A 26884-nucleotide genomic window follows, 5' to 3' on the forward strand; every position below is an offset into this window, starting at 1 on the left:
AGGGATTACAACTGCCCATGGTGCTGAAGTACCGGCTGCAGTCTTCGCCGCTGATCGGGAAGATCACGACGAAGTACCTCCTGCCGTACGGCACCCGCCAGGTCGGCAACGACGTGGTCTTCTTCAACTTCGGGTACGAGGAGGACCCGCCGATGGCGCTGTCCTTGTCGGCGTCCGACGAGCCGAACCGCTACGGCATCCAGCTCTACCACAAAACGGCCAGCCAGGTTGACCTCACCGGCAAGCGGGTGCTCGAGGTCAGTTGCGGCGCAGGCGGTGGGGCGTCGTACATCGCCCGCACGTTGGGGCCGGCGTCGTACACAGGTCTGGATTTGAACCCGGCCAGCGTCGAACTCTGCCGGAAACGACACCAGGTGCCAGGCCTGGATTTCGTGCAGGGCGACGCGCAGGACCTGCCGTTCGCCGATGAGACCTTCGACGCCGTGATCAATGTTGAAGCATCCCACCAGTATCCGGACTTCGCGCGCTTCCTCTCCGAAGTGGCCCGAGTGCTTCGGCCCGGCGGACACTTCCTCTACACCGACAACTGCAGACAGCGCTATGTCGGGATGTGGGAAGCCGCGCTGGCCGAAGCCCCGCTGCGGCGCATCTCGGAGACCGACATCAACGCCGAGGCGTTGCGCGGGTTGAAGGAGAACACGCTGCGTGCGCAGGCTCAGCTCGGCAGCCGCATGCCTGGGTTCATGGCCGGCATCCTCGGGCGCGGCTTCAACGTCATGGACTGGGACCTGCGTCGCGGCGGTGGCATCTCCTACCGGCTGTACTGCTTCACCAAGGACTGAGTCAGTTCTGCGCTAGCGCGCGGTCGGCCAGCGCCTCCAGCGCCGGTGCCAGCACCCGGGAGTACTCCAGCGTCAGGTGTCCGGCGTCGACGTAGACGAGGGTGTTGCCGATGATGACCGGGCAGCGATTCGCGGTGCAGAACAGGTCGGTCAGGTCGGCATACTGGCCGCCGCCTGCCTTGACGGCCGCCTCCTCGGCGGCGATGCCGGGTCGGTTGAACGCGGTCGACATCGGCGGTGAGCAGGCCGTCGCGTCGTCGAGGTGTTCAGACAGGCAGCCCGGCACCGATGTGTTCAGCGCAGGCAGCGGGCCGAGCACCAGCACCTTGGCGCCGGTTTCGCGCAGTTGACGCACCAGGCGGGTCAACGCGTTGTTCCACGCCGGATCGTATGACGTGAAGCCGGACAGGAATCCGTGGCTGTTGGTGGCGGTGTAAGACCGGAATACGCTCACCATGACCAACTTTGGATGTTCGGCGTTCAATCGGGCGATGATCTGGCGGCGCCAGTCCTCGCAGCGTTGCACGTATTCGACCAGTCGGCTGACAAGCCGATTGGCGATCGGCAAGTCCATCATCGGGCAGGCCGCCTTGGCCATCGCCTCCATCCGCCATGGCCGCTGCGTGCCGATCTGCTGGAACGCAGGGATCCACATCGAGGCGTGCGAGTCGCCGACGATGGCCACCGTCGCCTTGGAGGCGGTATCGCCCATCGCGCACTCGGGTTGGCCGCTCTGAAAAGGCGCCCGCAGGCACCCGTTGAACAGCATGGCCCCGACTTCGCCAGGCGCATCGGCAAGCGGCGGACTCAGGTTCGACGGAACGGCTTTCAGATCGGCAGATGCCGCGACCGCAGCCTGCACCTGGCTGAATACGTCTTGCACCGACCCCGGCCGCACGGTCAACGGCGTGGTCTGCGCGCCGCGGCTCACCGGAACAGGCAGGGGGATCGACGAAACCCACAGCAGCAGCACCACACTCACGCACGCCGCCAGCGCAGAGCAGATACCGCCGACGGCAAGACTCTTTCCTGGCGACTTGCGAAAGATCGCGGCGTATCGCAACGGGTTCTCGACGAAACGCAGTGTGAGCACCGCCAGCACGCCGGACAGACCGAGCACCACCAGGTTGCCCACCAGCCCGAGTTTGTGGCCCAACAGGATCGGCGCGAACACCAACGCAGGCCAGTGCCACAGATACCACGAGTACGACCACCGTCCGAGCGCCCGCATCGGCGCCACCGAAAGCAGCCGACCGCAACCGCGCGTCGGCGCGGCGCACCCGGCGCCGATCACCAGCGCGGTGCCCACCCACGGCAACAGCGACGCGGTGCCCGGATAGGCCACCGCTGGCGTCAGATAGGCGCAGGCGAACAGGATCAGGGCCAGCCCGGCCAGGCCGAGAACCACCGCAACCCGCTGCGGAAGGCGGCGCCATTGGCTGGCCGTGAGCGCCACCAACGCGCCGCCTGCCAACTGCCACGCCCGCGTCGGCAGCGAGAAGTATGCGGCGAGTGGCATCACGTAGGTGACCATCAGCGACAGCGCGAACGACGAGGCCGCGACCAGCGCGACGAGCACCACGTACGGCGTTTTCGACACGGGTGCATCCGTTTTCGCGCGTCGACGCATGCGCCGGACCAGCCACGCGGTGCCGACGATCATCGGCGGCCACAGCAGATAGAACTGTTCCTCGACACCCAGCGTCCAGTAGTGCTGGAACGGTGAGGCCAGCACGTTGTCGGCGAAATAGTCGACCTGTTGGCCGATGAACCAGAAGTTGGGCACATACAGCGCGCTGGCGATGCCGTCCATCAGCGCGGCCTTGGCCTGTAGTGGCGGCAGCAGCAGGGCGGCGCCGATCGCGGTGACCACGCCCACCAACGCCGATACCGGGAGCAGGCGGCGGGCCCGCTTACCGTAGAACTTGCGCAGCCCGATCGTGCCGGTGGTGCTCACCTCACGCCAGAGCTGGCCGGTGATGACGAAGCCGGAGACGAAGAAGAAGATGTCAGGGCCGACGAAACCGCCACCCAGGCCGGGCATCGCGATGTGGAACCCGAGAATCGCCAGCAGGGTGAGCCCGCGCAGGCCCTCGATGTCCGGCCGGAATCCGGTCTCCGCCGACTGCTGACCCTGCGCTGACTGTCCAGCGCTCGTGGTGCGGGTAACCGTGTCGGACTGGTGCATTCTCACCCAACTCTGTGTGTATGTGGACGCGACGACTAGTGGTCGGTGCAGAAGCGGAACAACCCGTGCTTGCGCAGCAGGTACAGCGCCGCCTTGTTGACCGAGCGTTGCCGGTTGTTCCCGCGAACGTCGACCTCGCGATGGACGACCTTGATGCTCGGATCGAAGTATCGCCTGACGCCGATGCGCTCCAACCGTATTGCCAGATCCTGGATCTCGTGTTCGCGCAGCACGGGGTCATATCCGCCGACGGCCTTGAACAGCTCCGAGCGGACAAGCATGTTTCCTTCGTGCACCCAGTACGCCGGAGCAGGCGCCGGCGGCTCGAGGATGTTCGGCCACTGGGTCACCAGCGGCGCGAGCACCTTTCGCAGTACGCGGGCCAGCTGCGGCTTCGTCGTCCTGAGGCGATCGATCATCAGCTGAACCAGCGCGGTGGAATTGCCCCACAGCGAGAACACGGCACCGTAATTGTCGAGTTCCTGGCTGCCGTCGGTCCTGCTGACCAGTCCACCGATCAACCCCACGCCGGTGTCGGCGTAGCGCGCGACGACTTCCCTGGCCACCGCAGGCGTTTCGGTCGTCTGCAGGTCCATGTCGGCGTCGATGAAGTGGATGATGGCCCCGTCCGCGACATGGTCGATGATCTGGTTACGGTTGGCGGCCGCGCCTCTGTTGTGCCTGCTGCGGACGAGTGTGACATCGCCGCCGAACGACGCCACCACGTCGGCGGTGTCGTCGGTGGAGGCGTCGTCGAGCACGAAGACGCCGTCGTAGGACTGCGCAAGCACCTGGGGCAGCAGCTTACGGAGACTGGCCGCCATGTTGTAGTTCGGAATGGCGGCCACCACGGGCGACCGGTCAACCATGGTGCTGCGAAAAGACAAACAGGCGTTGGTCTTTCCACGGCTCCTCTCGCTGCAGGACGAATCCCCGTTCGTCGAACAGCCCCCGCAGTTCGTCGGCGCAGTAGTTGTTCATCCAGCCGTGGTTGAGCCGGCCGATGGACTCGAACCTGCTGCGCAGCCGATTGCCGTTGGGTTTCGTGCAGGCATACGACAGCACGCAGAGCGGAAAGTGCCGGGTCATCCAGTCCAGCACGGACGGCACGTCGCGCACGTACTCGAGCACGCCCATGATGACGGCGACGTCGTAGGAATCCTCCCCGAGTTCGGGCAACGGCCTGTCGTTCAGATCGCACACGATCGTGCCGGGGCCGCGGTCCACCAGATCGGAGGCGGTATACGTGCACGTCGAGTCGAGATACTTCTCGAGTACGCGCCTGGCAGCACCGAATTCGATGACGCGGCTGTGGTTGGGCACCATGGCCGCAGCCATCTCGGTTCGGCTCTCCCATGACGCGTAGATGCTGCGGGGGTCCGCCCAGCGGTCGTAGTCCGTCTTCTGGCGCAGTGCGCCGGTCAATCTCAACATGTGGCTCCTAACTGATGACGAACGGCGGTGTATTCGGTGTCGAGTCGTCTTCGCAACTCGGTAACCGCAGCCTCGGTGCTGGCTCTGATCATCGACGCGTCGGCGAGCGCGCTTTCGACATGATCGACGACGGCAGCGCCGCGCAACTTGTCCGTGCGGATCAGCGATCGCTCGTTGTCGATCGATCGCGCGAAGTCCCGGCACTTCGGTAAGTATTCGAGCGCGACGACAGGCGTTGCCGAGATCGCCGCCAGGATTCCGGCGTGCAGTCTGCTGACGATCGCCACCGAGCAGCGGGCGAGCTCGCGCGCGGCGGCCTGGGCGTCGGGGGGCATGACCACTTCAGCGTCAATACCGTTGAGCGCCAATCGGGTCCAGCGTTCGTCCGCGCGATTCATCAGTATCCCGACGAAGCGATAGCCCTTCGACGACAGCGCTGTGACGGCCAGCGATATCTCCTGCGCCACGGTTGCCGGATCCTGTCCCCACAGATCATCGTCGCCGAAGCCGAGGTTCAGCCCGATCAACCCGTCCTCGACGACGACGTCGGGCCGCGGCAGCAGCAGCGCCGGATCGCCGGAGACCTCGACGTTCAGCCCGACCTCGGCCAGCAGTTCCGCGCTGCGCGGTCCGCGCACCGAGACGGTGCGGAACTCCGAGAGGATCGGCTTCCACCGCTTCAGCTCGTCGCCGTCCGAGCCGTATCTGCGCCGGTCGAAGTCCGGGTCCTCCACACCGACGCCGATGGCGTAGCTGCCGTTCTTGGTGAGTGCCATCCCGCGCTTGGCCAGTCGCCGGAAGTATTTGGTACCCACCAGCGTTCCGCCGCCCACCATCTGAACGCCGTTACGCAGTGTCCGATTCGCACCGGTTGCCGCCGCACGCAGCACCTCGTGCCGGAACCGCGGCAGGTCGACGAACGCAGCCGAGGGCAGTTGTGCACGTACCGCGTCGTAGATGGCGTCGTCACCGAGATTGCCTCGCCCATGCCAGCCGAGATAGCCGACGACGGATGTCCTGCGGGTCATGGTGATCCGATCGCCGAGTCGGTGGGTGGTGAATAGTTCTCCAGATAGGAGACGCGGCGTTTGGCACCGGGGAGCGACGGCAGCTGGAGCTTGTACGCGGGGTCTGGTTTGAACGCCGGCGCACCGAAGGCGGCCCACACGGTGGCGGCCCGACCCTTCGACGGTCGAATCCCGAAGTCGCGGAGCAGATGGGAGGCGTACGGCAGGGCTGGGCCGACGAGCATGTTGCCCGAGTGGTTCTCTCCGGTGTCCACCTGGTAGACCGCGCCTGCGAACGGCAACGGGTCGAGACGGCGGCCATGCTCCCGCCACCAGTCGAAGGCGTAACCGTGCTCGAGCAGGTTCTCGAGCCGCTCGCCGAAGGCCGCCGCGATCTCCTGCTGGGTGGCCGACACGGTCAGGTCGGTCGGCACCTCGTAGGCGTCGAACGGGACGATGAACGACGTCCCGCAGATCCGGAAGAACTTCCGCCGCAGCGCGTATGCGTTTCTAGCCCGCGAATACACCCAGCCGCGGGTCACCACCCACCCGAGGCCGCCGCGGTGAGAATCCGTGAATCCCGCGATGTCGCGGTGGACGAAATCGTCGGCGTCGAATGGCATCACGTAGTCCGGTTCGTACTCACGCGCCGCGATCAGGCCGACCGCCGTCTTGGTGCCTTTGTCCCAGATGACCGATGCACGGCCGGTTTGCGGACCCTTGACCGCCGACGGTGGCGCGAAGTCGACCTCGACGAAGTGTGCGCGCTCCGGCAGTCCGAACGCCGGACGTCGATTGCCGACGATGATCACCACATACTCGTCCGAGGTCTGCCGACTGATCGACGCGAGCGTGTCCTGCAACAGCGATTCGACGCGACCGTAGTCCGCGGAGTTCTGCGGGTGACGCAATGTGGTGATGAACGCCAGCATGCTTCGATTGCCCCGCTAGCGGCACTCGGCCAGGCCGAGTCGGTTCTGGAACTCGACGGCTCCGGCCACCTGTGGTGAGCGCGCGATCTCCAACCAGGCTTCGCGCATGCCCTGCCCGTAGCTGATGTCGTCGAACAGCACCAACCCGCCTGGCGACATGCGCGGTTGCAGGATCTGCCACTGCTTCATCACGAAGTCGTAGGTGTGGATGCCGTCGACAAGGGCCATGTCGATCTGCCCCGGGACGTCGCCCACATGATCTTCGAAAGCGCCGCGGGTCAACGTGAACCGGTCGGAGATTTCCGCGATGGCGCCTGCGGCGACCTGCGCCCACTCGTCGTTGATCTCGAAGCTGTACAGGTGACCCCATCGGACTTCTTCGAGGCCCGCGGTGAAGTACATGCCGGACACCCCGAACCCGGAGCCGAACTCGACGATCGTCGTGGGCCGACGCTGCGCCACCAGCCACGCGTACAGATCTCCCTGCATCGGTGGCGAACTCACGTCCCGCACCGTGAATTTCATACCGGGAAGGTCGTATTCGTTCGCCAACGTCTGCGGTCCAAGCCGGTCGTGGTTGGCGGCGGCAAGCGCCTCGATCCGGTCCTTGTGCGGCGCGCGGGGAAAGCGGCGGGGTAGGTCGGTGATCGAACCGCCGCGCGACACCCATTTCATCTGGCGGTTGAGCACGTTAGCGAGCATGACGCGGCCCTGCCTTCTTCGCATTGTCGGTTTTGCCTGTGGCCGCCTTGGCGGACTCGCCGGAGCGCGCGTGGCGGGGTCGGTGCTTGACGTCACCGTCCTTGGTGGGCGACTTCGTGGCGGTGTCGGCCTTCTCGGTGGCGGGCTTGTCGGCGGTGGCGTCTTTGCCTCCGGTCGTATCGCCCGGCTTCGGGTCGATGGCAGAGGTCTTGTCCGTATCGGTCTCAGGTACAGCCGCGCCGGGCTTCTCGGCGTCCACAGGCTCTGCCGCCGAGGTCCTTTCGCTCGTCGACTCGGTGGTCGTGGTCTTCAACGTGTCTGCCTTGTCAGTTGTTTTCTCGGTCGTCTTGTCGGTCGTATTCAGGGCCGTCTTCGCAGCGGTCTTCTCGGCTGTCTCGGTCGTCTCGGTTGTTGGCGTGTTGTCCGTGCCGGTGGTCGGAACCGGGGCGTCGGTCTCGGTGACGGCGGGACCGCCGACACCGTACGGCCCTGGCCGCACCGTGCCGAAGGGCCGGATGCCGATGGTGTCCTCGAACGCGTTGTCCAGCCCGGTCGGAATGGCGACGAGGAAGTCGGCCGTCAGCTTGACGGGGTTGGGCATGTAGAGCGGATTGAACGGGACCGGTTGGCCGGGGCTGACGGTCCGGTTGTATCCGGCCTCGACGAGCACCCGCAGGGGCGCGTCGAGCGCGTCTGCCAACGGATTTCCGACCACGGGCAGCGCTTGCACCGACGACAGCAGCGGCAGGATCGGCTGCGGAATCATGTAGTAGTGGGTGTCGCCGTGCTGTCCCTGATCGATGATGCCCGAGTCGTCGAGGCTGGTGTTGGCGTAGTTGTAGTGCACGTAGCTCGAGTACCAGTTGGCCACGGCGAACAGGTTGAGCGGGTTGACCGGGACGTCCGCCCAGACGTCGTACTGCTCGGCGATGTCGACTGTTTGGTATTGGGTGTTCGTCGGCGTCGAGCCGTTGAAAGTGGCACCGCCGAAGATCACCCCCATCGGCATGGTGAAGCCCACGGGCCCGCGGGCCAGAAAGCCGCCGTTGGGTCGGTTACCGTTGCCGATCATCACGAAGGAGACGTTGGGTCCCCCGCCGTTAGGGTATTCCGCTGCCAGGGCGCGCTTCTCGAGCGTCGCGATGGTGGCGCTCTGCGAGTAACCGAAGACCACGAAGTTGTCGTCCGCAGCGGGTGCGGCGGAACCGACCTCGGGGTTGTAGTCACAGTCGGCGCCCTTGATGCAGTTGTCGAGGTTCGCCGTGCCGATGGCGATGGACTGGTCGAGCGACAGGGTGCCGTGTTGGGGCGCCCACTCTTCCGGGGTGATGACCGCGACGGCGTTGTACGACTCGCCCGGCGGCGGCGTCGCGACGCCCGACGGAGCGATGTAGTTGTCGACGGCCATGCCCAGGTACTTTTTGACGTCAGAGAGCGTGTCCTTGTCGGGAGACAACGGACTACCGGTGCCGCCCATGATCAACGCGGTGGTGGCAGCGATCGCGGTGGCGGCGATGATCGACGTCATCGTCGACGTCACCATCATCAACACGACAGCGACCAACGCGAACACCGCCGCCGTTGTTGTCCGAGCCAATCTCCTCACGCCAACCCCTCTCATCATCTGTCACCCACACCTAGTCGCGTGTCACCTATACCTAATTGCGTTCTAACGGAGTTGTATTCACTGCGCAGTCGGTGCCGCAGCCGCTCCACTGCGGCTTGTTTCTTGACCCTGATGGCTTCCGCGTTCGCCAGCGCGTCCTGCACAGCGTCGACGATCGCACCACTGCGCAGATTGTCGGTGCGAAGCAGTGACCGCTCGTCCTCGATGGACAGTGCGAAGTCTCGACACTTCGGTTGGTATTCCAGTGACAGCACTGGCGTGCCGGAAAGGGCCGCCAGGATTCCCGCGTGCAACCGGGTGACGACGGCGACCGAGCAGCGGGCGAGTTCGCGCGCCGCCGCCGCCGCATCGGAGGGCGCGACGATATCGGCGGTGATGCCGGTGAGAACCGCCTCGGTCCAACGCCTGTCGGAGGAATTCATCAGTATGCCGACGAACCGATACCCGTGAGCCGAAAGACGTTGGACCGCCCTCGACAGCTCGTCGACCACCTGTTGCGGATCGTGGCCCCAGAGGTCGTCTCCGAACCCGAGGTTCACTCCGATCAAGCCTTCTTCGGGGGCGACCGAAGGCGACGGCAGGACAAGCGCCGGATCCCCGGATACCTCTACGGTGAGTCCGAGATCAGCCAACAGCTCAGCGCTTCTGGGACCCCGCACCGACACGGACCGAAACTGCGAAAGTACTGGGGCCCAGCGCTTTAGCTCGTCCTTGTGCGAGCCGCTTCTTCGCCCGATGAAGACGGGGTCCTCGACGCCGACACCGATGGCGAAGCTTCCGTTCTCCTCGGTGAGCGCCAAGCCGCGGTTGACCCAGCGCCTCCAGTCGCGTCGCCCGACGAGCGTGCCGCCGCCCAAGACCTGTGTGCTGCGGCGCAGCGACTGATTCAGACCCGTCGCGGCGGCCCGAATTCGCTCGTGGGCAAACCGCGGGAGGTCCACGAAGGTGGCGGAGGGCAGTTGCGTCCTTACCGCGTCGTAGATGGCATCGTCGCCGAGGTTTCCTCGTCCATGCCAACCCAGATAGGCAACCACCGGTCGCGTCTTGTCGATCACGTCGACGCTCGAAGACTCACGCATTGCCGAGACCGGCTCCCACCAGCAGGAGGCCTCCCACCGCGAAGATGACCGCGAAGATGGGCCTTGCGCGCGCACGCACCCAGTCGTGCCATTGGAGCATCAACATCTGGCTTCTCGCAGGTGTTGCCAGACAGCTGAGAAGCGGAATCTCGATGGCTGCCAATGCGACAACGACGAAGATCAGCGCCGCACCGACCTGCATCCCGATCTCGGCTCCTGAACCGAGAATGGCGACGAGGACCACGAGGTATTCGATGGGTGGCGTCGCCGTCACGGTGCCCGCAACGAACGCCACCCAGAACGCTCGATCCGACCGGCCGTTCTCGGCCAGCGAGGTCAGTCGCGCGACGGCGGGCGGAGCAGGCGGTCCGCCCAACGGGGCGCCCGGGGCGTCTGGGACCCCGACGATCGCCATCGATCGCTGTCGCGGGAAGACGCCCCTGGCGACGCAGACAGCAAGCGGCAACGCGAGAAGGCCAAGGGCGATCTGGACATAACCCGCCGTGGAACTCGTGGTGATGGCGGCGACATGGTCGGCGAGCACCGGTGTCAGCTTCCGCAGCACGGTCAGCAGGACGACGGCGGTGACGAGTCCCGATGTAATGGCGCCAAGCCAGTACGCCGACAGGCAACGCATCGGCCGTCGCTGCGATATCAGGACGAAGGCGATGCCGAGACGCATCGGGTCCAACGCCGCGATCATCGCCAGCGCCAATACAAAGCCCCACATGCCGGTCCCGCTACCTTGTCGTCGCTGATTGTGTTGTGCCGCTGGGCTGTGCCGCCTTCTCGAGGAGATCGGCGGCCATCCCGATGGCAGCGTCTGGTCTGGTCATCCGACGCGCGATCTCGTCTGCCCGTCGCTGGTACCCCGGTTCGAGGACGGTGCGCAGGTCGGCGACGAGTGTGCGCCGGTTCGAGGTGGAGAACCGCCGCGCGGCGCCCACTTTCAGACGTTTGACAGCAGCGGCCCAGATCGGCTGATCGGCGACGTCCCACAGGATCACCGTCGGCCTACCTGCCCGAAAACCCGCAGCGGTCGTACCTGCTCCGCCGTGGTGCACGACCGCCCGGCACAGCGGGAAGATGGTCGCATAGTTCACCGGTCCCACGAGCTTGACATGGTCGGGCGCCTGGATGCCGTCGAAGTCCCCTGCGCCGCAATAGATCAGCGCACGTTCGCCCAGTTCCGCGCATGCCGCGCCGATCATGGCGACGGTTTCCGCAGGCGACAGTACCGGCGTGCTGCCGAAGCTGAAATAGATCGGCGCGGTGCCTTCCGCGCACCAGGACGCCACGTCGTCGTCGGCGTCGGTGGCCAACTGCATCGTCAGCGCACCGACGAATGGCCTCCGTTCCCCCCACTCCGCGGCGAGGCCGGGGAAGCACACCTCGTCGTAGGCCTGGATCTCGAGCGCGCCCTGCGCTGCCATCCGCTCTGCTGACGGGGCCGCTGTCCGCGGCAGGCCGAGTTCGCGCCGCTGCGCATCTTCGGCGCTCTTGGTGATCTGCCAATACAGCCACCACGACGCCTTCATCATCGACCGGGTGAGCGGCGGCAACGCCGGCAGCGATGCGACACCGAGTTGGCCGTTGACCCGTACCGGGAAGTAGTGCAGTGCGGCCAGCGGAATGCCGTGGTATTCAGCGACATTCGACGCGACACCCTGATATGTGTGTCCGGTGAACAGCAGGTCGGCGCCCTCGGCGAGAGCGGTCAACGTGGTGCCCATCTCCGCCCAACCCTGCGCATAGATGTCGGTGATGGCGCGCACGATGTTGCGTGGATGCTGGATCCTCGCGACATTGCGGATGAAGTCCGACGCCGCCCCCAACTGCTCCTGTGAGTCCGGCCCGTACGGGACGGCGGCCAGACCCGCCGACCGCACGAAGCCCACCATGTTGGGGGCGACGGCCATCTGCACGTCGTGGCCGCGGCGTTGCAACGCCAGACCAGCCGCCGCGCATGGCTCGACATCGCCCCTGGTGCCGTGGACGGCAAGGACAAACCTCATCGGCGCACCTCGACGTGTTGCAGTGACTCGATGGCAGGAAAGTCCGGTTCGTCGCGATGGTCCTCACACCAGGCGATCGAGGTGATGTCGTCCTCGTCGTCGAACTTGTCCATGCGGCGGCCGTGATGCCCGTTGCGCGTGTCCGGCAGGTCACCGAACACCTCGTCGATGACCGGATCGTTGACTTCCCGACGATGTCTTTTGACACGCCGGGCGCGCAACCGCTGGACCCACGACTGGGGCAGCCACCGGTTCGGCCACCAGTTGGCCTTGCCGACGATCACCGCCATGGCGGGCACGGTGACAGTGCGCACCACGAACGTATCGAGAAGAATGCCAACGCCTATCACGAATCCGGCCTGCAGCATCGTCGTGATGCTGGCGAACATCAGACCGAGCATGGATGCCGCGAAGATGAGGCCCGCCGAGGTGATGACGCCGCCGGTCGAGGCCACCGTGCGGATCACTCCGATCCGGATGCCGTGCGGCGACTCGTCGCGGATCCTGGAGATGAGCAGCAGGTTGTAGTCGGCACCGACGGCCACCAACAGGATGAAGGTCAGCCCCGGCACGCTCCAGTGCAGTTCCTGCCCTAGAAGTTCCTGAAAGACAAGGACTCCCAGGCCCAGCGCCGAGAAATACGAGATCAACACCGAACCGATGAGGTACAGCGGCGCGACGATGGCACGCAACAGACAGATCATGATCAGCAGCACGATCATGATGGTCGCGACGATGAAGAACTGGAAATCGTTGTGGTAGTAGTCGCGGGTGTCCCGAAGGATCGTCGAGACGCCCGCCATCGAGATCTTGGCGTCCGACAGCGTCGTGTTCGGTTGGGCGCTGCGCGCGGCGGCCTCGATGGCGTTGGTCTGGTCCATCGCAGCCGTGCTGAACGGGTCGAGGTTGGTCTGTACCAGATACCGGATCGAATGTCCGTCTGCCGAAACGAAAGACGCGGCCGCCTTCTTGAACGTGTCCTCGGTCAACAGTTGCGGCGGCACATAGAAGCCGGCCATCGACGGGGCCTGGGCGTCATTCTTCATCGCGAGCAGGAAGTCCGAAGCCTGGCTCAGGCCTGACCCCAGCGTCCTGGTCTGGTCGACAAGGACCTGGACACCTTCTGCCAGTTTCTGGCTGCCGTCGGCGAGGGCGTCCGCACCTTGTTGCAGTTGGGCCAGCCGGTTCTGCAGCCCACCGGGCTGATCCAGTCCCATCTTCTGCACGGCCTGGGTGGCGGTGTCGAGCACGCCATGCAGACGCGTCACGGTGGAGTCGAGAGTCTGACTCTGCTGCGTCGACTGCAACGCCTGCGCGAGGTCGGCGAACCTGTCGAATGTTCCGTCGTTCATCGCAGTGACGATGCGCCGCAACTCTTCCCGTGAATTACGGCACGATGGGTCGAGGTTGCATGTCAGACTGCCGTCGAGCGCGGTCAACACCGGAGGGGCCCAGTCGAAGCTGTCTTTGAGGTTCGCGAAATTCAGGCCGATCGCGCCGCCGAGCGAGCGCATACCGTCGATGAGCTTGGCCGCGTTGTCGAGATCCTGCAGTGTCGTCCCGCCGCCCAGTTCGGTCTGTACCGAGGTGAGCGCGTCGACAAGGACCTTGGCGGTGGCCATCGCCGAGGTGACCTGACCTCTGACCTGGCCGAGGCTGTCGGCGAGGGTGTGAGCACCGCCGGTGAGAGTGTTGAGGTCGTCGTTGTGTTGCTCGATCAGTTGGGAGCCCTCGTTGAGCTTGCTGCCCACCTCACCGGCTTGATACGTCGCCTTCGCCTGTTCGAAGGGTTCGCCCGTCGGTCGGGTGATGCCCCGAACGAGGCCGACGTCGGGGACTTGGCTTACCCGCCTTGCCATCTGTTCGAGGTCGGCGAGGGCTTGCGGTGACCGCAGATCGTGTGACGACTGGATGAACAGGAACTGCGGCATCAGCGAATCCAGCGGGAAATGCCGGGCCATCGCGTTGTATCCGATGACACTTTCCACGTCGGTGGGAAGTGTTTTGCGGTCGTCGTAGTTGTAGCGGACGAAGCTCGCGGAGGAGGCCAGGAAGATGAGCAGCAGCAGGCTGACGGCCAGGTGAAGTTTCGGGCGACGCACGATGCGGATGCCCGAGCGACGCCAGAAATTATTGGTCAGAGCACGTCTTGGCTTGATCCAGCCACGCGGCCCGGCCAGCACGATGATGGCGGGCAGCAGCGTCACCGCGGCGCAGAACCCTATCGCGATGGACAGCGAGATCGCGGGGCCCACCGTGGTGAACACCGGCAGTTTGGCGAGGACCATCGCAAGGAAGGTGACCGCCACGGTGGCGGCAGACGCGGCGATCACTTTGCCGATGGAGGTCATGGCTCGCGCCACGGCTTCCTTCGACTCGATCCCCTGCCGGACGTAGTCGTGGTAGCGGCTGATCAGGAAGACCGCGTAATCGACTCCCGCGCCGATCATCACGACGCTCATCAAGATCAGCGTCTGCGGCGAGATGCGCAGCCCCGCCTCGGCCAGACCGGCCAGCACCCCCTGTGCTGTACACAGCGAGATGACGATCGTGATCAGCGGCAACAACATCGTGATCACGTTCCGGTAGACGACCAGCAGGATCAGCAGGACCAGGAACGCGGTCCCCATTTCGATGAAGTGCAGATCGTGCTCGCCGACGGCGGCCATGTCGCTGACGGTCGCGGCGGGCCCTGTGACGTTCGCGGTCAGGGTCGAACCGGCGACCGTCTTCTTGACCACATCGGCGACGTGGTAGTACGCGACGCGGCCCTCGGGCGACCCCATCGAGCCGACGAGGGTGACGGGCAGGCTCCAGGCCTTGTTGTCCTTGCTCTGCAACACTTCCCGCAGGGGCGGGGTGCTCAGGAAATCCTGAACCGACTTGACGTCGGCCTTGTCCTCCTGAAGCTTGCCGATGAGCGTCCGGTACGTCGCCTCATCCGCAGGCCCCAAACCCTTTTCGTTGGTCAGGACGACCAGCACGATGTTGTCCGAACCAGCCTCGTGATAGGCGTCGGTCATCGCCTTGGCCGTGACCATCACCGGCGCGTCGTCGGGCAGCTGGGCTACCTGCTGGCGCGCGGTGATCTCCGCCAGTGGCGGAAAGGTCACCAGCGGAATGATCGCGAACCCAATCCACATCCCGATCACGAGCAGCGGCCATCGCACGACCACGCTCGCTAGCCGCTGGAAAATCCCTTCTCCACCGGCTATCTCAGTCTTGGCCATCCGCGACGCGCCTCAATCCCTTGATCGGCTCCCTCTCTCTTTCCTGCGGCTGTACGTCTCTAGACGACGTTGCGCAGCGGCGCCACCACGTCGTAGCCCTCGGCGGCGCGGACGAACACGGACTTCAGCACCTCGACATAGCGGAGCACCGATTCGCGCGCGACCGGATTGTTGGGGAACGACACCATCAGCGAAACCTCGTCGAAGAGACGGATGAACGAGGAGTACAGGAAAGCCGGTGTCCTGCCGTCGATATAGGCGGTCGCATTCGCATCCCGCAACGCGGACGCGACGACGGCCGACAGCGGAGGAAGCCCCGCGTCCATGTAGTTCATCATCGTGTACTGCGGTCCGTACCTGCGCAGCCACGGCGCGAGCTCCAACACGTGATCGAACGGCACGTGCGCCAGTTCTGCGTTGTCGTCGAACGAAGCCTGCGTCGCCCGTGCGGTCTCTTCGAAGGAGGTCGGATCGATCGGCACGGTGATCGGGACGATCCCGGTGAACCAGCCCATCGTCGTGTACTCCTCGGGAGTACTGCGCTTGTCGATCGGTGTGAGCCCGTAGTAGGTGTCGGCGCCCGTCAGCTCGAAATGGGCGATCGCGGCGCACGCGAACAACCCGCCACTGAACCGCACACCGGCTTCCGCACAGCGGATTTCGAACTTCTCCGTCTGCTCCGGGTCGAGGAACCTCTCGACAACCAGGTCACCGCCACAGGCGATCGACTGGTCACCGAGTGGCAACGGGAAGTCGGGCAGCGTGCCGCCGTTGCGCTCCGCGAACTCGATCCACTTCTTCACCTGCGGGGAATCGACGGTCAGGTTTGCCGTGTATTGGCGTTCACGCACGCAGAAAGCGTCGTGGCTGCCCGTCGGCGGCAGCGGCACAGGGGCGCCGCCCGCCACCAGAGCGCGGTACATCGCCACGATCTCTGCGTACAGTCCGGTGATCAGGGCGGGATCGCAGTGCAGGTGATCGACGATCACGTAGAACGCGAAATGCGTGTCGTACTGAATGACGCCGAAGCTGAAGCAATCCCACTGCAGCGGATCGGGCGTCGACATCAGCAGTTCATGCCACTGCGTCGGGGTCAACTGGCCGTGCCTGGTGGGCACGAACTCGATGTCGCGCGGATCGGCGATCGTGTGGCGAACGATGTTCTTGTAGTCGACGTATTCGAACCAGCTGCGATAAGTCTCGTGCCGGCGCAGGTGCGAGTTGATGACATAGGTCATCGTGCGGATGTCGCAGCGGCCAGGGACATCCCACGATCCCATCACCACCCGCGAGTAGTCGACTCCGCGTTCGGCGAACTCAACGAAGCCACGCAGGTGCCCGGCTTGCATGTACCCGATCGGTACCTGGCTCACCGGGGCGTGTCGCGCCTTCTCGCGCGAAGCGGCTGAGCCGTGCCACGACACGACGGATCCGCTGCCCGGATCCCAGTCCTCTAATCTGCCGGTGACCAGGCCGACGCCCGCCGATCCGCCTCCTATGAACATTGCCTCTCCTCCACTCGAATACCTGGATCCACCGGACATTTCGACGTCAGGACCGCGCTGGAGCGGTGGGGGAAGACGCCAATTTCTCGCACAACAGTGAGGCCAAGCCCTGGATGGTGGTGATGTCCGCGGACGTGATGCGGACTCCCGTCTCGGCTTTGATGTGAGTACGCAGCTCGAGGTTTCCCAGCGAGTCGAGCCCGTATTCGGAAAGGGGGCGGTCCGGGTCGATGGAGCGACGCAGTATCACGCCGACCTGGTCAGACACCAAGCGCCGCAGCCGGATTGGCCATTCCTCCTTCGGCATCGAGTTCAGTTCGTCGAGCACTCTACTTGTGTCCGTTGAACTTTGACTGGCCACCTGCAGCCGCTCGGCGAACCGGCTGCGTTTGGCGAGCGCGGTGAACCAGGGCGAACCCGAAAGCGGCGCATATCCCGTGTAGGGCCGGTCGTGGCGCAGCAACGCCTGGAACGCGTAGGCGCCCTCCTCCGGGGTGATCGCCGTTTCCTCAGCTTCAGCCACCGCGGTGGCACGTCCTACCTCGGCCCACGCGCCCCACGCAATCGCCGTACCCGGGAGACCTTGCGCCCGGCGCCATTTGCTGAACGCATCGAGCCAGCTGTTCGCTGCAGCGTAGGCACCCTGTCCTGGCGAACCAACCAGCGCGGCCGCCGAGGAGAAGGAACAGAACCAGTCGAGCGGCTGCGAGGCCGTCGCCCGATGCAGGTGCCACGCCCCGTAGACCTTCGGTGCCCAGTCGCGTTCGATCAGTTCGTCGGTGATGTTCTGCAGCGTTGCGTCCTCGACGACGGCGGCCGCATGTAGCACGCCGCGCAACGGGAGTCCGGTCGCGGTCGCCGCCGCCACCAATCGCTTAGCGGTGCCGGGCGCGGTGATGTCACCACACTCGACGACGATGTCCGCACCCATCGCCCGGATGAGATCAATTGTCTCCAGCGCCTTGTCACTTGGCTGCGACCGTGACGTCAAGACGATACGACCCGCGCCTGCCGCTGCCATCTTCTCCGCGAGGAACAGGCCAAGCCCGCCGAGCCCACCGGTGATGATGTAGGAACCGTCGTTGCGCAAAATCTGCGCTTGCTCAGGCGGCACCACCACGCTGGCCTGGCCGGCCCGCGGGATGTCGAGCACGAGCTTGCCGGTGTGCTGGGCACCGCCGATCACGCGGATCGCGGTGGCGGCGTCGGCAAGCGGATAGTGCGTGCTCTCCGGCTTGGGAAGCGAGCCTTCCGCGGTGAGCCTGTACACCTTCTTCAGCAGGTTGCGCACCTGTTGCGGATGACTGACCGACATCAGCGCCAGGTCGACACCGAAGAAAGCGAGGTTGCGGCGGAACGGGAACAGCCCAAGCTTGCTGTCGCCGTAGATGTCGCGCTTGCCGATCTCGACGAAGCGTCCGCCGAGCGCCAGTAGCTCGATCCCGGCCCGTTGCGCGGCACCGGTGACCGAGTTCAGCACGATGTCGACGCCGCCGCCCTCGGTGTCCCTGCGAATCTCGTCGGCGAAAGCCGTGCTGCGTGAGTCGTAGACGTGCTCGATACCCATGTCGCGCAACAGTTGACGGCGCTCTTCGCTGCCCGCGGTGGCGAAGATCTCGGCGCCGACCGCACGGGCTATCGCGATGGCCGCCTGCCCCACCCCGCCCGTCGCGGAGTGGATCAGCACCCGATCGCCGCTGCGGATTCTGGCCAGATCGTGCAGGCCGTACCAGGCGGTGGCGTGCGCGGTCGTGGTCGCGGCCGCTTCACCTTCCGTCAGGCCGGGCGGCAACGTGACGGCGAGGTTGGCGTCGCAGGTGACGAAGGTGCTCCAGCAGCCGTTTCCGGAGAGGCCACCGACGCGGTCACCGACCTTGTGGTCCGTCACACCGGGGCCCACTGCTGTCACCACGCCCGCGAAGTCGGTACCCAACTCCGGCAGCCTGCCCTCGAAGGTCGGGTAGCGGCCGAACGCGATGAGGACGTCGGCGAAGTTGATACTCGACGCGCTCACAGCGACTTCGATCTGACCGGGGCCGGGCGAAACCCGCTCGAAGGCAACGAGTTCCATCGACTCGAGATCACCGGGTGTGCGTATCTGAAGCCGGACGCCGTGACGTTCGTAATCGACGTCTGCGGTCTGCCGCTCGTCGGCACGCAGCGGAGTGGCGGTCAGGCGCGCCACGTACCACTGGCCGTCGCGCCACGCGGTCTCGTCCTCGTCGGACCGCGCCAGCAGTTGCTGTGCGAGTTGCTCACCACCGGTGCGGTCGTCGATGTCGATCTGCGTGCCGCGAAGTTGCGGATGCTCGGTGCCGAGCACCCTCATCAGACCGCGCAGCCCCGCCTGTTCCAGGTTCGCTTGCTCGCCGTCGCGGACGGTCTGCGCGTCACTGGTGATCAGGTACAGGCGTGGTTCACCGGGCACCTCCGGCAGTTCGCGGACGATCCGCACGACGTGGCGCACGTACTCGCCGCCGCGGACCGCGAGTTCGTCGTCGAGGCTGCCGTTCCTGGGACCCGTCAGCACGACCACACCGTCGAAGCCGTCAGTGGCGAGATGCTCGCGCAGCAGTTCGGTGTTGCGCTGATGGTCGGCGCGCTGCGACCAGGACATCGACGTGCACTGCGCACCAGCGGCTTTCAGCGCGTCGGCCAGACTCGCGGCACCCGACTCCGCTGTCGCCGAGGTGCTGATGACCAGCCAGGCGCCCGGATGGGCGTCGGCGACCTCCGGCAGTTCACGCTGCTCCCATTCGATGGTGAGCAACCGCTCGCCGAGCACCCGATCGCGCTCGCTGGCCTGCGACACCCCGGTGCCCATCTTCAGCCCGCGAACGGTGATCAGCGTGAGCCCGTCCTCGTCCAGGACGTCGATGTCGGCCTCGACGCCCGCGGCGCCCGCCTCGGTCACCTGCGCGTAGCAGTACCGCGCACGGTTGGCGGGACCGTAGGCGCGGAGGTGGCGGACCCCCAACGGCAACAGCATGCCGCCGTTGGCGACTTCGCCGACGCTCGGATGTGCAGCCACCGACTGGAAGCACGCGTCCAACAAGGCCGGGTGGACAAGGTATCCGGCCTGTTCGGAACGAATCGAGGCGGGCAGCGCCACTTCCGCGAGCACCGTCGCGCCACTGCCTTCGGCGGTGTAGGCGACGGCCAACCCGGCGAACGCGGGACCGAACACCAGCCCTCGCTTCGCCATCCACTGCCGGATCTGCTCCCCGTCGACTCGGCAGGGGTGAGCCGCCAGCAGGTCGACGATGTCGCGCGACGCCGGACCCTCGACGTCGTCGACAGCGCGCAGGACCGCACTGGCGTGGCGCGCGTTTTCGCCGTCCTCCGCGGACTCGACCGCGAACTTGGCGATGTCGCGGCCCTCCACGGTGGCGACGGCGCCGACAGGAGCCTGCTCGTCGAGCAGCAGCATCTGCTCGAAGGTGATGTCGCGGACCTCGGACGCGTTGCCGTACACCGCATTCGCCGCGGACAGGGCCATCTCGCAGTACGCGGCGCCGGGAAGCGCTGCCGCGTTGTGGATCTGGTGATCGCCCAACCACGGATGCGCCTCGGTTCCGACCTCGGCCTGCCAGACGTGGCGTTCAGGCTCCTCGTTCAGGCGCACGTGCGCACCCATCAGCGGATGCGCGGGGACGGTGCACCGGCCCTGCGTCCGGGAGTCGCGCGCATCCCGCGACACCAGCAGCGGACGGCGCGTCCAAGTCGGCAGCGGCGCGTCGACCAACTCGCCTGCCGGATACAGGACAGAGAAATCGACTGCGGCGCCTGCGTTGTGCAGATCGGCAACGAAGTCGAGCAGCCCGTGCGGCAGTTCCTGTTCGCGTCGCATGGCGGCGAGCGCCGCCAGCGGAATGCCAAGGCTGCGGCCGTTCTGACCGACGGCGTGGGTCAGCAGCGGATGCGGCGACAGTTCGGCGAACACGCGGTAGCCGTCCTCCAACGCGGCCTGCATCGCTGCCGCGAAGCGCACCGTGTGCCGGAGGTTGTCCACCCAGTAGTACGCGTCGCACACCGGATTTTCGCGGGGATCGAACGAGGTGGCCGAGTAGTACGGGATTTCCGGGGTCAACGGGTTGATCTCGGCGAGCGCATCCGTCAACTCGTCGAGAATCGGATCGACCTGCGGCGAGTGCGATGCGACGTCGACGGCCACTTCGCGCGCCATCACGTCACGCTGCTCCCATTCGGCCACCAAGTCGCGAACGGTCTGCGTGTCGCCACCGATCACCGTGGACTCCGGCGAGGCGACGACGGCCACCACGACGTCGCTGATGCCGCGTGACATCAACTCGGAAATCACCTGCGGAGCAGGAAGTTCGACCGACGCCATGGCTCCGGAGCCTGCGATCTTCGACATCAGCCGCGAGCGTCGGCAGATGACGCGGACCCCGTCCTGAAGGGACAGCGCGCCCGACACCACCGCCGCAGCGGCCTCACCCATCGAGTGGCCGATCACCCCACCGGGCGCCACCCCGTACGCCTTCATCGTGGCGGCCAGCGCGACCTGCATCGTGAAGATGGCCGGCTGAACCTGGTCGATGGCGGTCACCGTCTCGGGCGCCGCGATCGCTTCGGTCACCGAGAAGCCGGCTTCCTTCGCGATCAGCGGTTCCAGTTCCGCCACGGTCGCAGCGAAAACCGGTTCGGTGGCAAGCAATTGGGCACCCATCGCGGCCCATTGCGAGCCCTGGCCGGAGAACACCCACACCGGTCCGCGATCGTCGCGGCCCACGGCGGGCTGGTACGGCGCGTCGCCGTCGGCGACCTCCCGCAACGCGGCGATCAATCCCTTGGAATCGCTGGCGACAACGGCGGTCCGGACCGGGCGATGCGCGCGCCTGCGCGCCAGCGTGTAACCCAGGTCCTGCAGCGCCACGCGACTGTCGCGCGACTCGAGCCAGTTGGCCAGTTGACCGGAGGTCTGGCGCAGTTCGTCGGCAGATGTCGACGAGAGTGCGAACAGCAGCGACCCGCCCGAGGTGGGCGCGTCTTCGTGCGCGGTCGTGGTCTCGGGCGCCTGTTCGACGATGGCGTGCACGTTGGTGCCTGACATGCCGTAGGACGAGACCGCCGCCCGGCGCGGATGCTGACCGGTTATCGGCCACGGGGTGTTCGCCTGCGGCACAAAGAGGTTCGTGTCGATCTCGGCCATCTGGTCGGGCAGCCGGTTGAAGTGCAGATTCTGCGGAACCATACCGTGCTGCACAGCGAGCACGGCCTTCATGAGCCCGAACGCTCCAGCGGCGGACTGCGTGTGCCCGATGTTGCTCTTGACCGACCCCAACGCGCAGGAGCCCGCCACCCCGTAAAGGGTCGCCAGGCTCGCGTACTCGATGGGATCGCCCATCGGAGTGCCGGGCCCGTGGGCCTCGACCATGCCGATTGTGTTCGGGTCGACGTCGGCGCGCGCCAACGCCGCCCGGTACACCGCCGTCTGCGCGCTCATCGACGGCGTCGTGATGGTCTCGGTGCGGCCGTCCTGGTTCGCGGCCGTGCCCTGCAACACCGCGAGAATCCGGTCGCCGTCCCGTTGCGCGTCGGCCAACCGCTTGAGTAGCACGATCGCAACACCCTCGCCGGGCGCGAACCCGTCGGCCGCGACGTCGAAGGCGTGGCAGCGTCCGGTGGGCGACAGCATCCCCGCCGCAGAGCCGCCCGCGAACCGTCGCGGATCCAGCATGACGTTGGCGCCGCCCGCGAGGGCGAGGTCGCTCTCGCCGTCAATCAGGCTGCGGCAGGCCATGTGAACGGTGAGCAGACCCGACGAGCACGCGGTGTCGATGGTGATCGCGGGCCCGTGGAGGCCGAGCGCGTGCGCGATGCGCCCCGACGCGATGCTGAAATTCGCGCCGGTGACCCCGTACGGCCCTTCCAGCACATCGGTGTTGGCTGTCAGCAATTCGTAGTCGTTTACTGTCAGACCGACAAACACGCCTGTCAGCGAACCGGCCATGGCCTCAGGCGTCACGCCGGCGTGCTCCATCGCCTCCCACGACGCTTCGAGCATGAGGCGGTGTTGCGGATCCATCGCAGTCGCTTCCCGCTCGCTGATCCCGAAGAACTCAGGATCGAAGCCGGCGACGTCGTCCAGGAACCCGCCCCACTTGCAGGGCGACCTGCCCGGCACACCCGGTTCGGGGTCGTAGAACTCGTCGACGTCCCACCGGTCCGAGGGGATCTCCGTGACGAGGTCCGCACCGCCTATCAGCGCGTCCCACAGCTGCTCGGGGGAATTGACTCCCCCAGGCAGCCTGCAGGCCATTCCGATGACAGCAATGGGATGTTGATCCACGTCAGAGTTACCTCTCGTCAGCGTCTGGCTTGGCAGACCCGGGTTCGAATTTTTGCAGGCCTGCGTTTCTATTTGCGGGAAAACGGGAAATTCTGTGGCTCAAGCGTGAGGCCAAATGAGGGCGACGGCAAGTCGACAGCGGCTCCGCAGGCTATGCAGATACGCGTCTGGAATTGCGACTGCTGAAAACCAATGTTGTCGTCCTTGCCACCCACAGCTGCCTAGTCCACGCACGTGCAGTAGGTCTCTACCGGCCGCCACGACTCCTCCTGAGACGTGGTCCAGCGATGGTGTAACCGCCGGTTCGGCAAAGTCTGCCGCTACGTCGACAGTCACAATAACCCCCTGTGATCGTCAGGCCTGCGCGTGCCCCCTTGGACAAGTCACCGCAAACATGCGGGTCAACGTATCAGTCGTTTCCCAGTTATGGGAAACGACTCCCAGCCACGTGATGCTTGTCTCGTTCGCCGGATGGATGGCGCTCATCGCCAGCACACAGTTGGTGCATCTTTGGCAAACTTGGTTTCACACCGTCCTGGACGCCTGCTGCCTTCCCACCGCATGGAACCATTGATATGGCAACGATGCCGCTTACCAGTGGCAATTACCCGACACTGGCTCCGCCGGCGAACTGTCGAGACTATTTAATGAAAACGCCAGTGGTCAAATTCGGCAAAAGAATTGTCCAAGGTTGAGAATTTGCTCTCGAAACCCGGGAGCGACCGGCGGCTAATTTTCGCGCCGGAGCGACGCGAGCAACATTTTGCTCGACATCACCATATGTTTCGAACTATTTACGTCGTGACGTTTCCCATTGATGCGAATAGGTATCCAGAATGATTTAGGGCAAAAGCACCAGGCGGCCCAATCTCTTGGTTTCCCTCGCAACTACGCAGAGATCTGCCGATCCGGCAAATCGTCGACGATTGGCTGACGTCGCCCGAGCCGGAGCGGCGGTCGTCGCCGCCAGCCGGTGTTCTGTCGTCACCCTGCAGAACCAGCGAAGAACGGGGCGCCGGATTGAGTTGGCGGAGTTGAGAAGACAGGCCGAGGTTCTACCGTTTCGGCGCACTGGCCGTCGGCCGCGTGCGAGCCATGACGAGGCGGACGGCGTAGGCGATCGCGCTGAGACCGAACATGGCCGCGGTGAGCAGCAGCCAGCGGCCGAGGAACGGATCCTGCGTCTGACCGGTGGCCGCCCAGTAGGTGAACGCACCTTGCTTGATGATGCCCGGCAGGAACACCAACAGTGTCAGCGCAGCGCCGATGGCTGGCACTCGCACGTAGTTGAGTACCGGCACGTGCGTGGGCGCTGCGCGCGGTGTGCGATGTCGAAGGCGCGCGGCGTACAACAGCCGGTCGACCGTCGCATATATCGGAAACAGCACGAGGTCATGGGCGATGATCGCCGCCGCGAACCACACAAGGATCGACTGCCACCACACGTGGCGGTTCCACAATGCCGACGGTCCGATGGTGATCACGACATAGCCGGCCAACGCGAAGCCGGCGATCAACACCAGCAAGTGAAGTGGGTGCGCCCCGTAGCCATTGCGGAACCACGTGATGGCGTTACGCATCGTCGCGCGCCCGGAAAGTGATAGCCGAGACCCACTTGGTGTTGTGGACACCGGGCAGGGCGGGGACGATGATCCGCGCGGGGTAGCCATGGTCGGGTGAAAGCTCGGCGCCGTTGACCCGTAACGCAAGTAGTGCGTCGGAGTCGCCTACCTGGCTGCCCTGCAACGTTGCCCGGTTGAACGCCCCGAAGCGTTCGAGCGACGTCACGTGCGCCGAGGCCGGCGTCGCCACACCGGCCAGCGCAGCCAACTCAGACAGCCGTACCCCGCTCCATGTTTGTGTTGTCGACCAACCCTCGACGCACGCGATCGGCAGTCGGGCGCTGTGCTGCGGCATGGCCAGTAAGGCCGCCCAGTCGAGTACGACGTCGTGGGGGCCGCCTTTCAGGGTGAGCCGCCAACGCTGGCCGGTGAGCGCCGGCGTGATGCCTGCCAGCAGCGCAGTCCTGTTGACTTGGAAGTCGTTGGGCCCGTCACCGCGGGTTCGGCCGCGGGGCAACAGCAATGCAGCACGACGGGTGAACCCGCCCACCGTCTGTCCCGCGGTGATGACCGCCATGAACACCGCGCCCCCACCGATCAGCGCAAGTGCGCCGCGTCGGCTCATGGTCGCCGGGGCCGGGTCGGCGGCCGCCAGCCCGTCGGGTTCGTATGCTTCAGGCCTGGTGTGCGCCACGTCGGTGCGCAACACCTCTCGCCATGACAGTGACCGCAGCCCGACCCACATGCGCGGGATCTTGATCGCGATGTGGACCACGAATCCCGCGATGAACACCCACGCGCCGTAGTAGTGAGCGGTGTAGAAGCTGAACCCGAAGATGTAGTCGTATTGGATGTTTAGAACGCCTGTGATGATCTCGAAGAGAATCCCGCCGACCAGCATCACCAGCGAAACCCGTTCCAGGAGTTGGGCTATCGAGCGTATTGGCGGCCACGCGAACAACTTCGGTATGACCGACCACAACTTGGCCAGAACGATCGGGATGAGGATGAGCCCCAGCCCGACGTGCAGACCTTGCGTCAATCGGTACAGCCACGACGGCCTGGTGGGCCAGTCGAATGTGGGCAGTTTGAGCCAGCCGACGTCACCGGGGATGGCCTGCCCGAACTGAGGACCGTAGGCGATGTAGGACAGCAGCCCGGTGATGATCACCACCGGCAACGCCACCAACAGGACCGAGCCCAACGTCGACGTCAACCACAGTCCGCGCAGCGGGCTGCGCCATCGCTGGAGCAGTTTGACTCCCGGCGGGGGATGCGCGGCCAGTGAGCCCCACAATCGGGCCGTAAATGCATATCGGCCGCCGCCGTCGGATGCGTTCACATCTTCGAGATCGGGTTCATCCATCGCTTTCGCCTGTGTCAGTCGCCGGTTCTCATATCCAAGCTTGCCTGGCTGCCGGACCGCCCGTGCGATCTATCGACGTAGCCTATGGTCGCGATAACTGCTACGAATGAGCTGGAAGGCGCGATCACAGCACGACCGCTGAGCGTGACGTGGCAGAGACGATTGGTCGCCGATGTCACCTCCTCGCCAGCCGCTGGATGGCGTCGGCGACTTCTCCGGGAAAGTCCTCCGGCACGAAATGTTTGGCAGGCAGCATCGTTGACTGCTTCACGCGGGCGGTGCGCTCGAGCGCGACGCCGTGTCGTCGCCACGGCAGCATGGTGTCTTTCGAACCCCAGACGATCTGAATGGGATACCTTGCGGCGCCCAACATCTGCCCGTAGAGATCACGTTTGGCGGTGGTGAGTTCGAAGCCGCGCATGATCTTCAGGAAGGCACGCCCGTTGTCATCGCCGAACAGCAGGGGCACCCAGCATTCGAGTTCGGCAGTGGGGATCTGCCTGCTGACTCCGACCAACCGCATGATCGACGTGAACGTGTACGGAAGGCGCAGCGATGCCAGCCACGCCTCGCCAATCAGTTTGTGCGCGAACGGTTCCATCGGCCACGGGCGATGGAAGCTCGCCACGTCGCCGATCGTGTTGAGCAGCGTCATCGACAACACCCGGTCGGGAAGGGCATTGGCCACCTCGAAACCGACGGGACCGCCGATGTCGTGCAGCAGCAGGTGGCACCGTTCGAGTGCGAGTTCGTCGATGGCCGCTGTCAGCCAACGCCCCAGTCCGCTCCACGTGTAGTCCGCATCCACAGGCCGGTCCGCGAGGCCCAACCCCGGCAGGTCCACCGCGACGCCGCGCAGACCCCGGCTGGCCAGTTCGGGCACCACCTTGCGGTACAGAAACGACGACGCGGGCACCCCATGCACGCAGAGCACCGGCGGACCGTCGCCCGCTTCCAGAGCGAACGACCTGATGCCGTCGGCCACGAAGAACCGCCCAGCCCGTCGATGCGCCGCCAGGATCTCGTCGACCTCCGCCTTCACCACTTGTGCCTCCATCCGCCTAGCCCCGTTGACCGACGCCTCGCGCTTTCCCATACCAACGGATCGGCGCAATCGGTGG

At 65.5% G+C, this 26884-nt stretch carries 17 protein-coding genes; 1 reads left to right on the forward strand and 16 read right to left on the reverse strand.

Going from position 1 to position 26884, the window contains the following annotated elements; genetic code table 11:
- Positions 1-17 precede the first annotated feature (17 nt).
- Positions 18-803, forward strand: a complete 786-nt coding sequence (locus A5724_RS31545) for a phthiotriol/phenolphthiotriol dimycocerosates methyltransferase (protein WP_067812029.1) — start codon at positions 18-20, stop codon at positions 801-803.
- Position 804: 1 nt separating this feature from the next.
- Here A5724_RS31545 and A5724_RS31550 read toward each other — a convergent pair whose 3' ends face one another.
- From A5724_RS31550 to A5724_RS31625, 16 genes are all read right to left on the reverse strand, one after another.
- Positions 805-2991: an acyltransferase family protein gene (locus tag A5724_RS31550; protein WP_067811857.1), complete on the reverse strand. Its 2187-nt coding sequence runs from the start codon at positions 2989-2991 to the stop codon at positions 805-807.
- A 35-nt stretch (positions 2992-3026) separates the two neighbouring features.
- A complete protein-coding gene (locus A5724_RS31555; RefSeq protein WP_232005041.1) occupies positions 3027-3860 on the reverse strand; it encodes a glycosyltransferase family 2 protein in 834 nt (277 codons plus the stop codon).
- Positions 3853-4425, reverse strand: coding sequence for a methyltransferase domain-containing protein (locus tag A5724_RS31560; protein WP_067811859.1), 573 nt, complete (start codon positions 4423-4425; stop codon positions 3853-3855). The genes A5724_RS31555 and A5724_RS31560 overlap by 8 nt, the downstream gene beginning before the upstream one ends.
- Positions 4419-5453, reverse strand: coding sequence for a polysaccharide pyruvyl transferase family protein (locus A5724_RS31565; protein ID WP_156752538.1), 1035 nt, complete (start codon positions 5451-5453; stop codon positions 4419-4421). Before A5724_RS31565 ends, A5724_RS31560 begins: the two co-directional genes overlap by 7 nt.
- Positions 5450-6364: a hypothetical protein gene (locus A5724_RS31570; protein WP_067811861.1), complete on the reverse strand. Its 915-nt coding sequence runs from the start codon at positions 6362-6364 to the stop codon at positions 5450-5452. Before A5724_RS31570 ends, A5724_RS31565 begins: the two co-directional genes overlap by 4 nt.
- 15 nt (positions 6365-6379) lie before the next feature.
- Positions 6380-7066: an O-methyltransferase gene (locus A5724_RS31575; protein WP_067811863.1), complete on the reverse strand. Its 687-nt coding sequence runs from the start codon at positions 7064-7066 to the stop codon at positions 6380-6382.
- A complete protein-coding gene (locus A5724_RS31580) occupies positions 7056-8672 on the reverse strand; it encodes a PE-PPE domain-containing protein (RefSeq protein ID WP_156752539.1) in 1617 nt (538 codons plus the stop codon). Before A5724_RS31580 ends, A5724_RS31575 begins: the two co-directional genes overlap by 11 nt.
- A gap of 14 nt (positions 8673-8686) precedes the next feature.
- Positions 8687-9772, reverse strand: coding sequence for a polysaccharide pyruvyl transferase family protein (locus A5724_RS31585; RefSeq protein ID WP_067811867.1), 1086 nt, complete (start codon positions 9770-9772; stop codon positions 8687-8689).
- Entirely contained in the window at positions 9765-10502 is a 738-nt protein-coding gene (locus tag A5724_RS31590; RefSeq protein WP_067811869.1) for a GAP family protein, read from the reverse strand. The genes A5724_RS31585 and A5724_RS31590 overlap by 8 nt, the downstream gene beginning before the upstream one ends.
- Positions 10503-10512: 10 nt before the next feature.
- Entirely contained in the window at positions 10513-11787 is a 1275-nt protein-coding gene (locus tag A5724_RS31595) for a glycosyltransferase (protein WP_067811871.1), read from the reverse strand.
- On the reverse strand, positions 11784-15017 hold the full coding sequence (locus A5724_RS31600; RefSeq protein WP_082965379.1) for an RND family transporter: 3234 nt from the start codon (positions 15015-15017) through the stop codon (positions 11784-11786). The genes A5724_RS31595 and A5724_RS31600 overlap by 4 nt, the downstream gene beginning before the upstream one ends.
- Positions 15018-15076: 59 nt before the next feature.
- Positions 15077-16522 carry a condensation domain-containing protein gene (locus tag A5724_RS31605; protein ID WP_067811875.1) on the reverse strand — a complete coding sequence of 482 codons (1446 nt, stop codon included), beginning with the start codon at positions 16520-16522 and terminating at the stop codon, positions 15077-15079.
- A 46-nt stretch (positions 16523-16568) separates the two neighbouring features.
- Positions 16569-22871 (reverse strand): type I polyketide synthase, encoded by a 6303-nt coding sequence (gene pks2, locus A5724_RS31610; protein ID WP_067811877.1) that lies wholly within the window; start codon positions 22869-22871, stop codon positions 16569-16571.
- Positions 22872-23890: 1019 nt separating this feature from the next.
- Positions 23891-24415, reverse strand: a complete 525-nt coding sequence (locus A5724_RS31615) for a hypothetical protein (protein ID WP_067811878.1) — start codon at positions 24413-24415, stop codon at positions 23891-23893.
- Positions 24408-25763, reverse strand: coding sequence for a molybdopterin-dependent oxidoreductase (locus A5724_RS31620; protein WP_082965381.1), 1356 nt, complete (start codon positions 25761-25763; stop codon positions 24408-24410). Before A5724_RS31620 ends, A5724_RS31615 begins: the two co-directional genes overlap by 8 nt.
- 175 nt (positions 25764-25938) lie before the next feature.
- The gene (locus A5724_RS31625) at positions 25939-26808 is read right to left on the reverse strand and encodes an alpha/beta fold hydrolase (protein WP_067812040.1); all 870 of its coding nucleotides are present in this window, start codon (positions 26806-26808) and stop codon (positions 25939-25941) included.
- Positions 26809-26884: the final 76 nt, after the last annotated feature.

It is taken from the genome of Mycobacterium sp. ACS1612 (genome assembly GCF_001667505.1).
Classification (GTDB): domain Bacteria; phylum Actinomycetota; class Actinomycetes; order Mycobacteriales; family Mycobacteriaceae; genus Mycobacterium.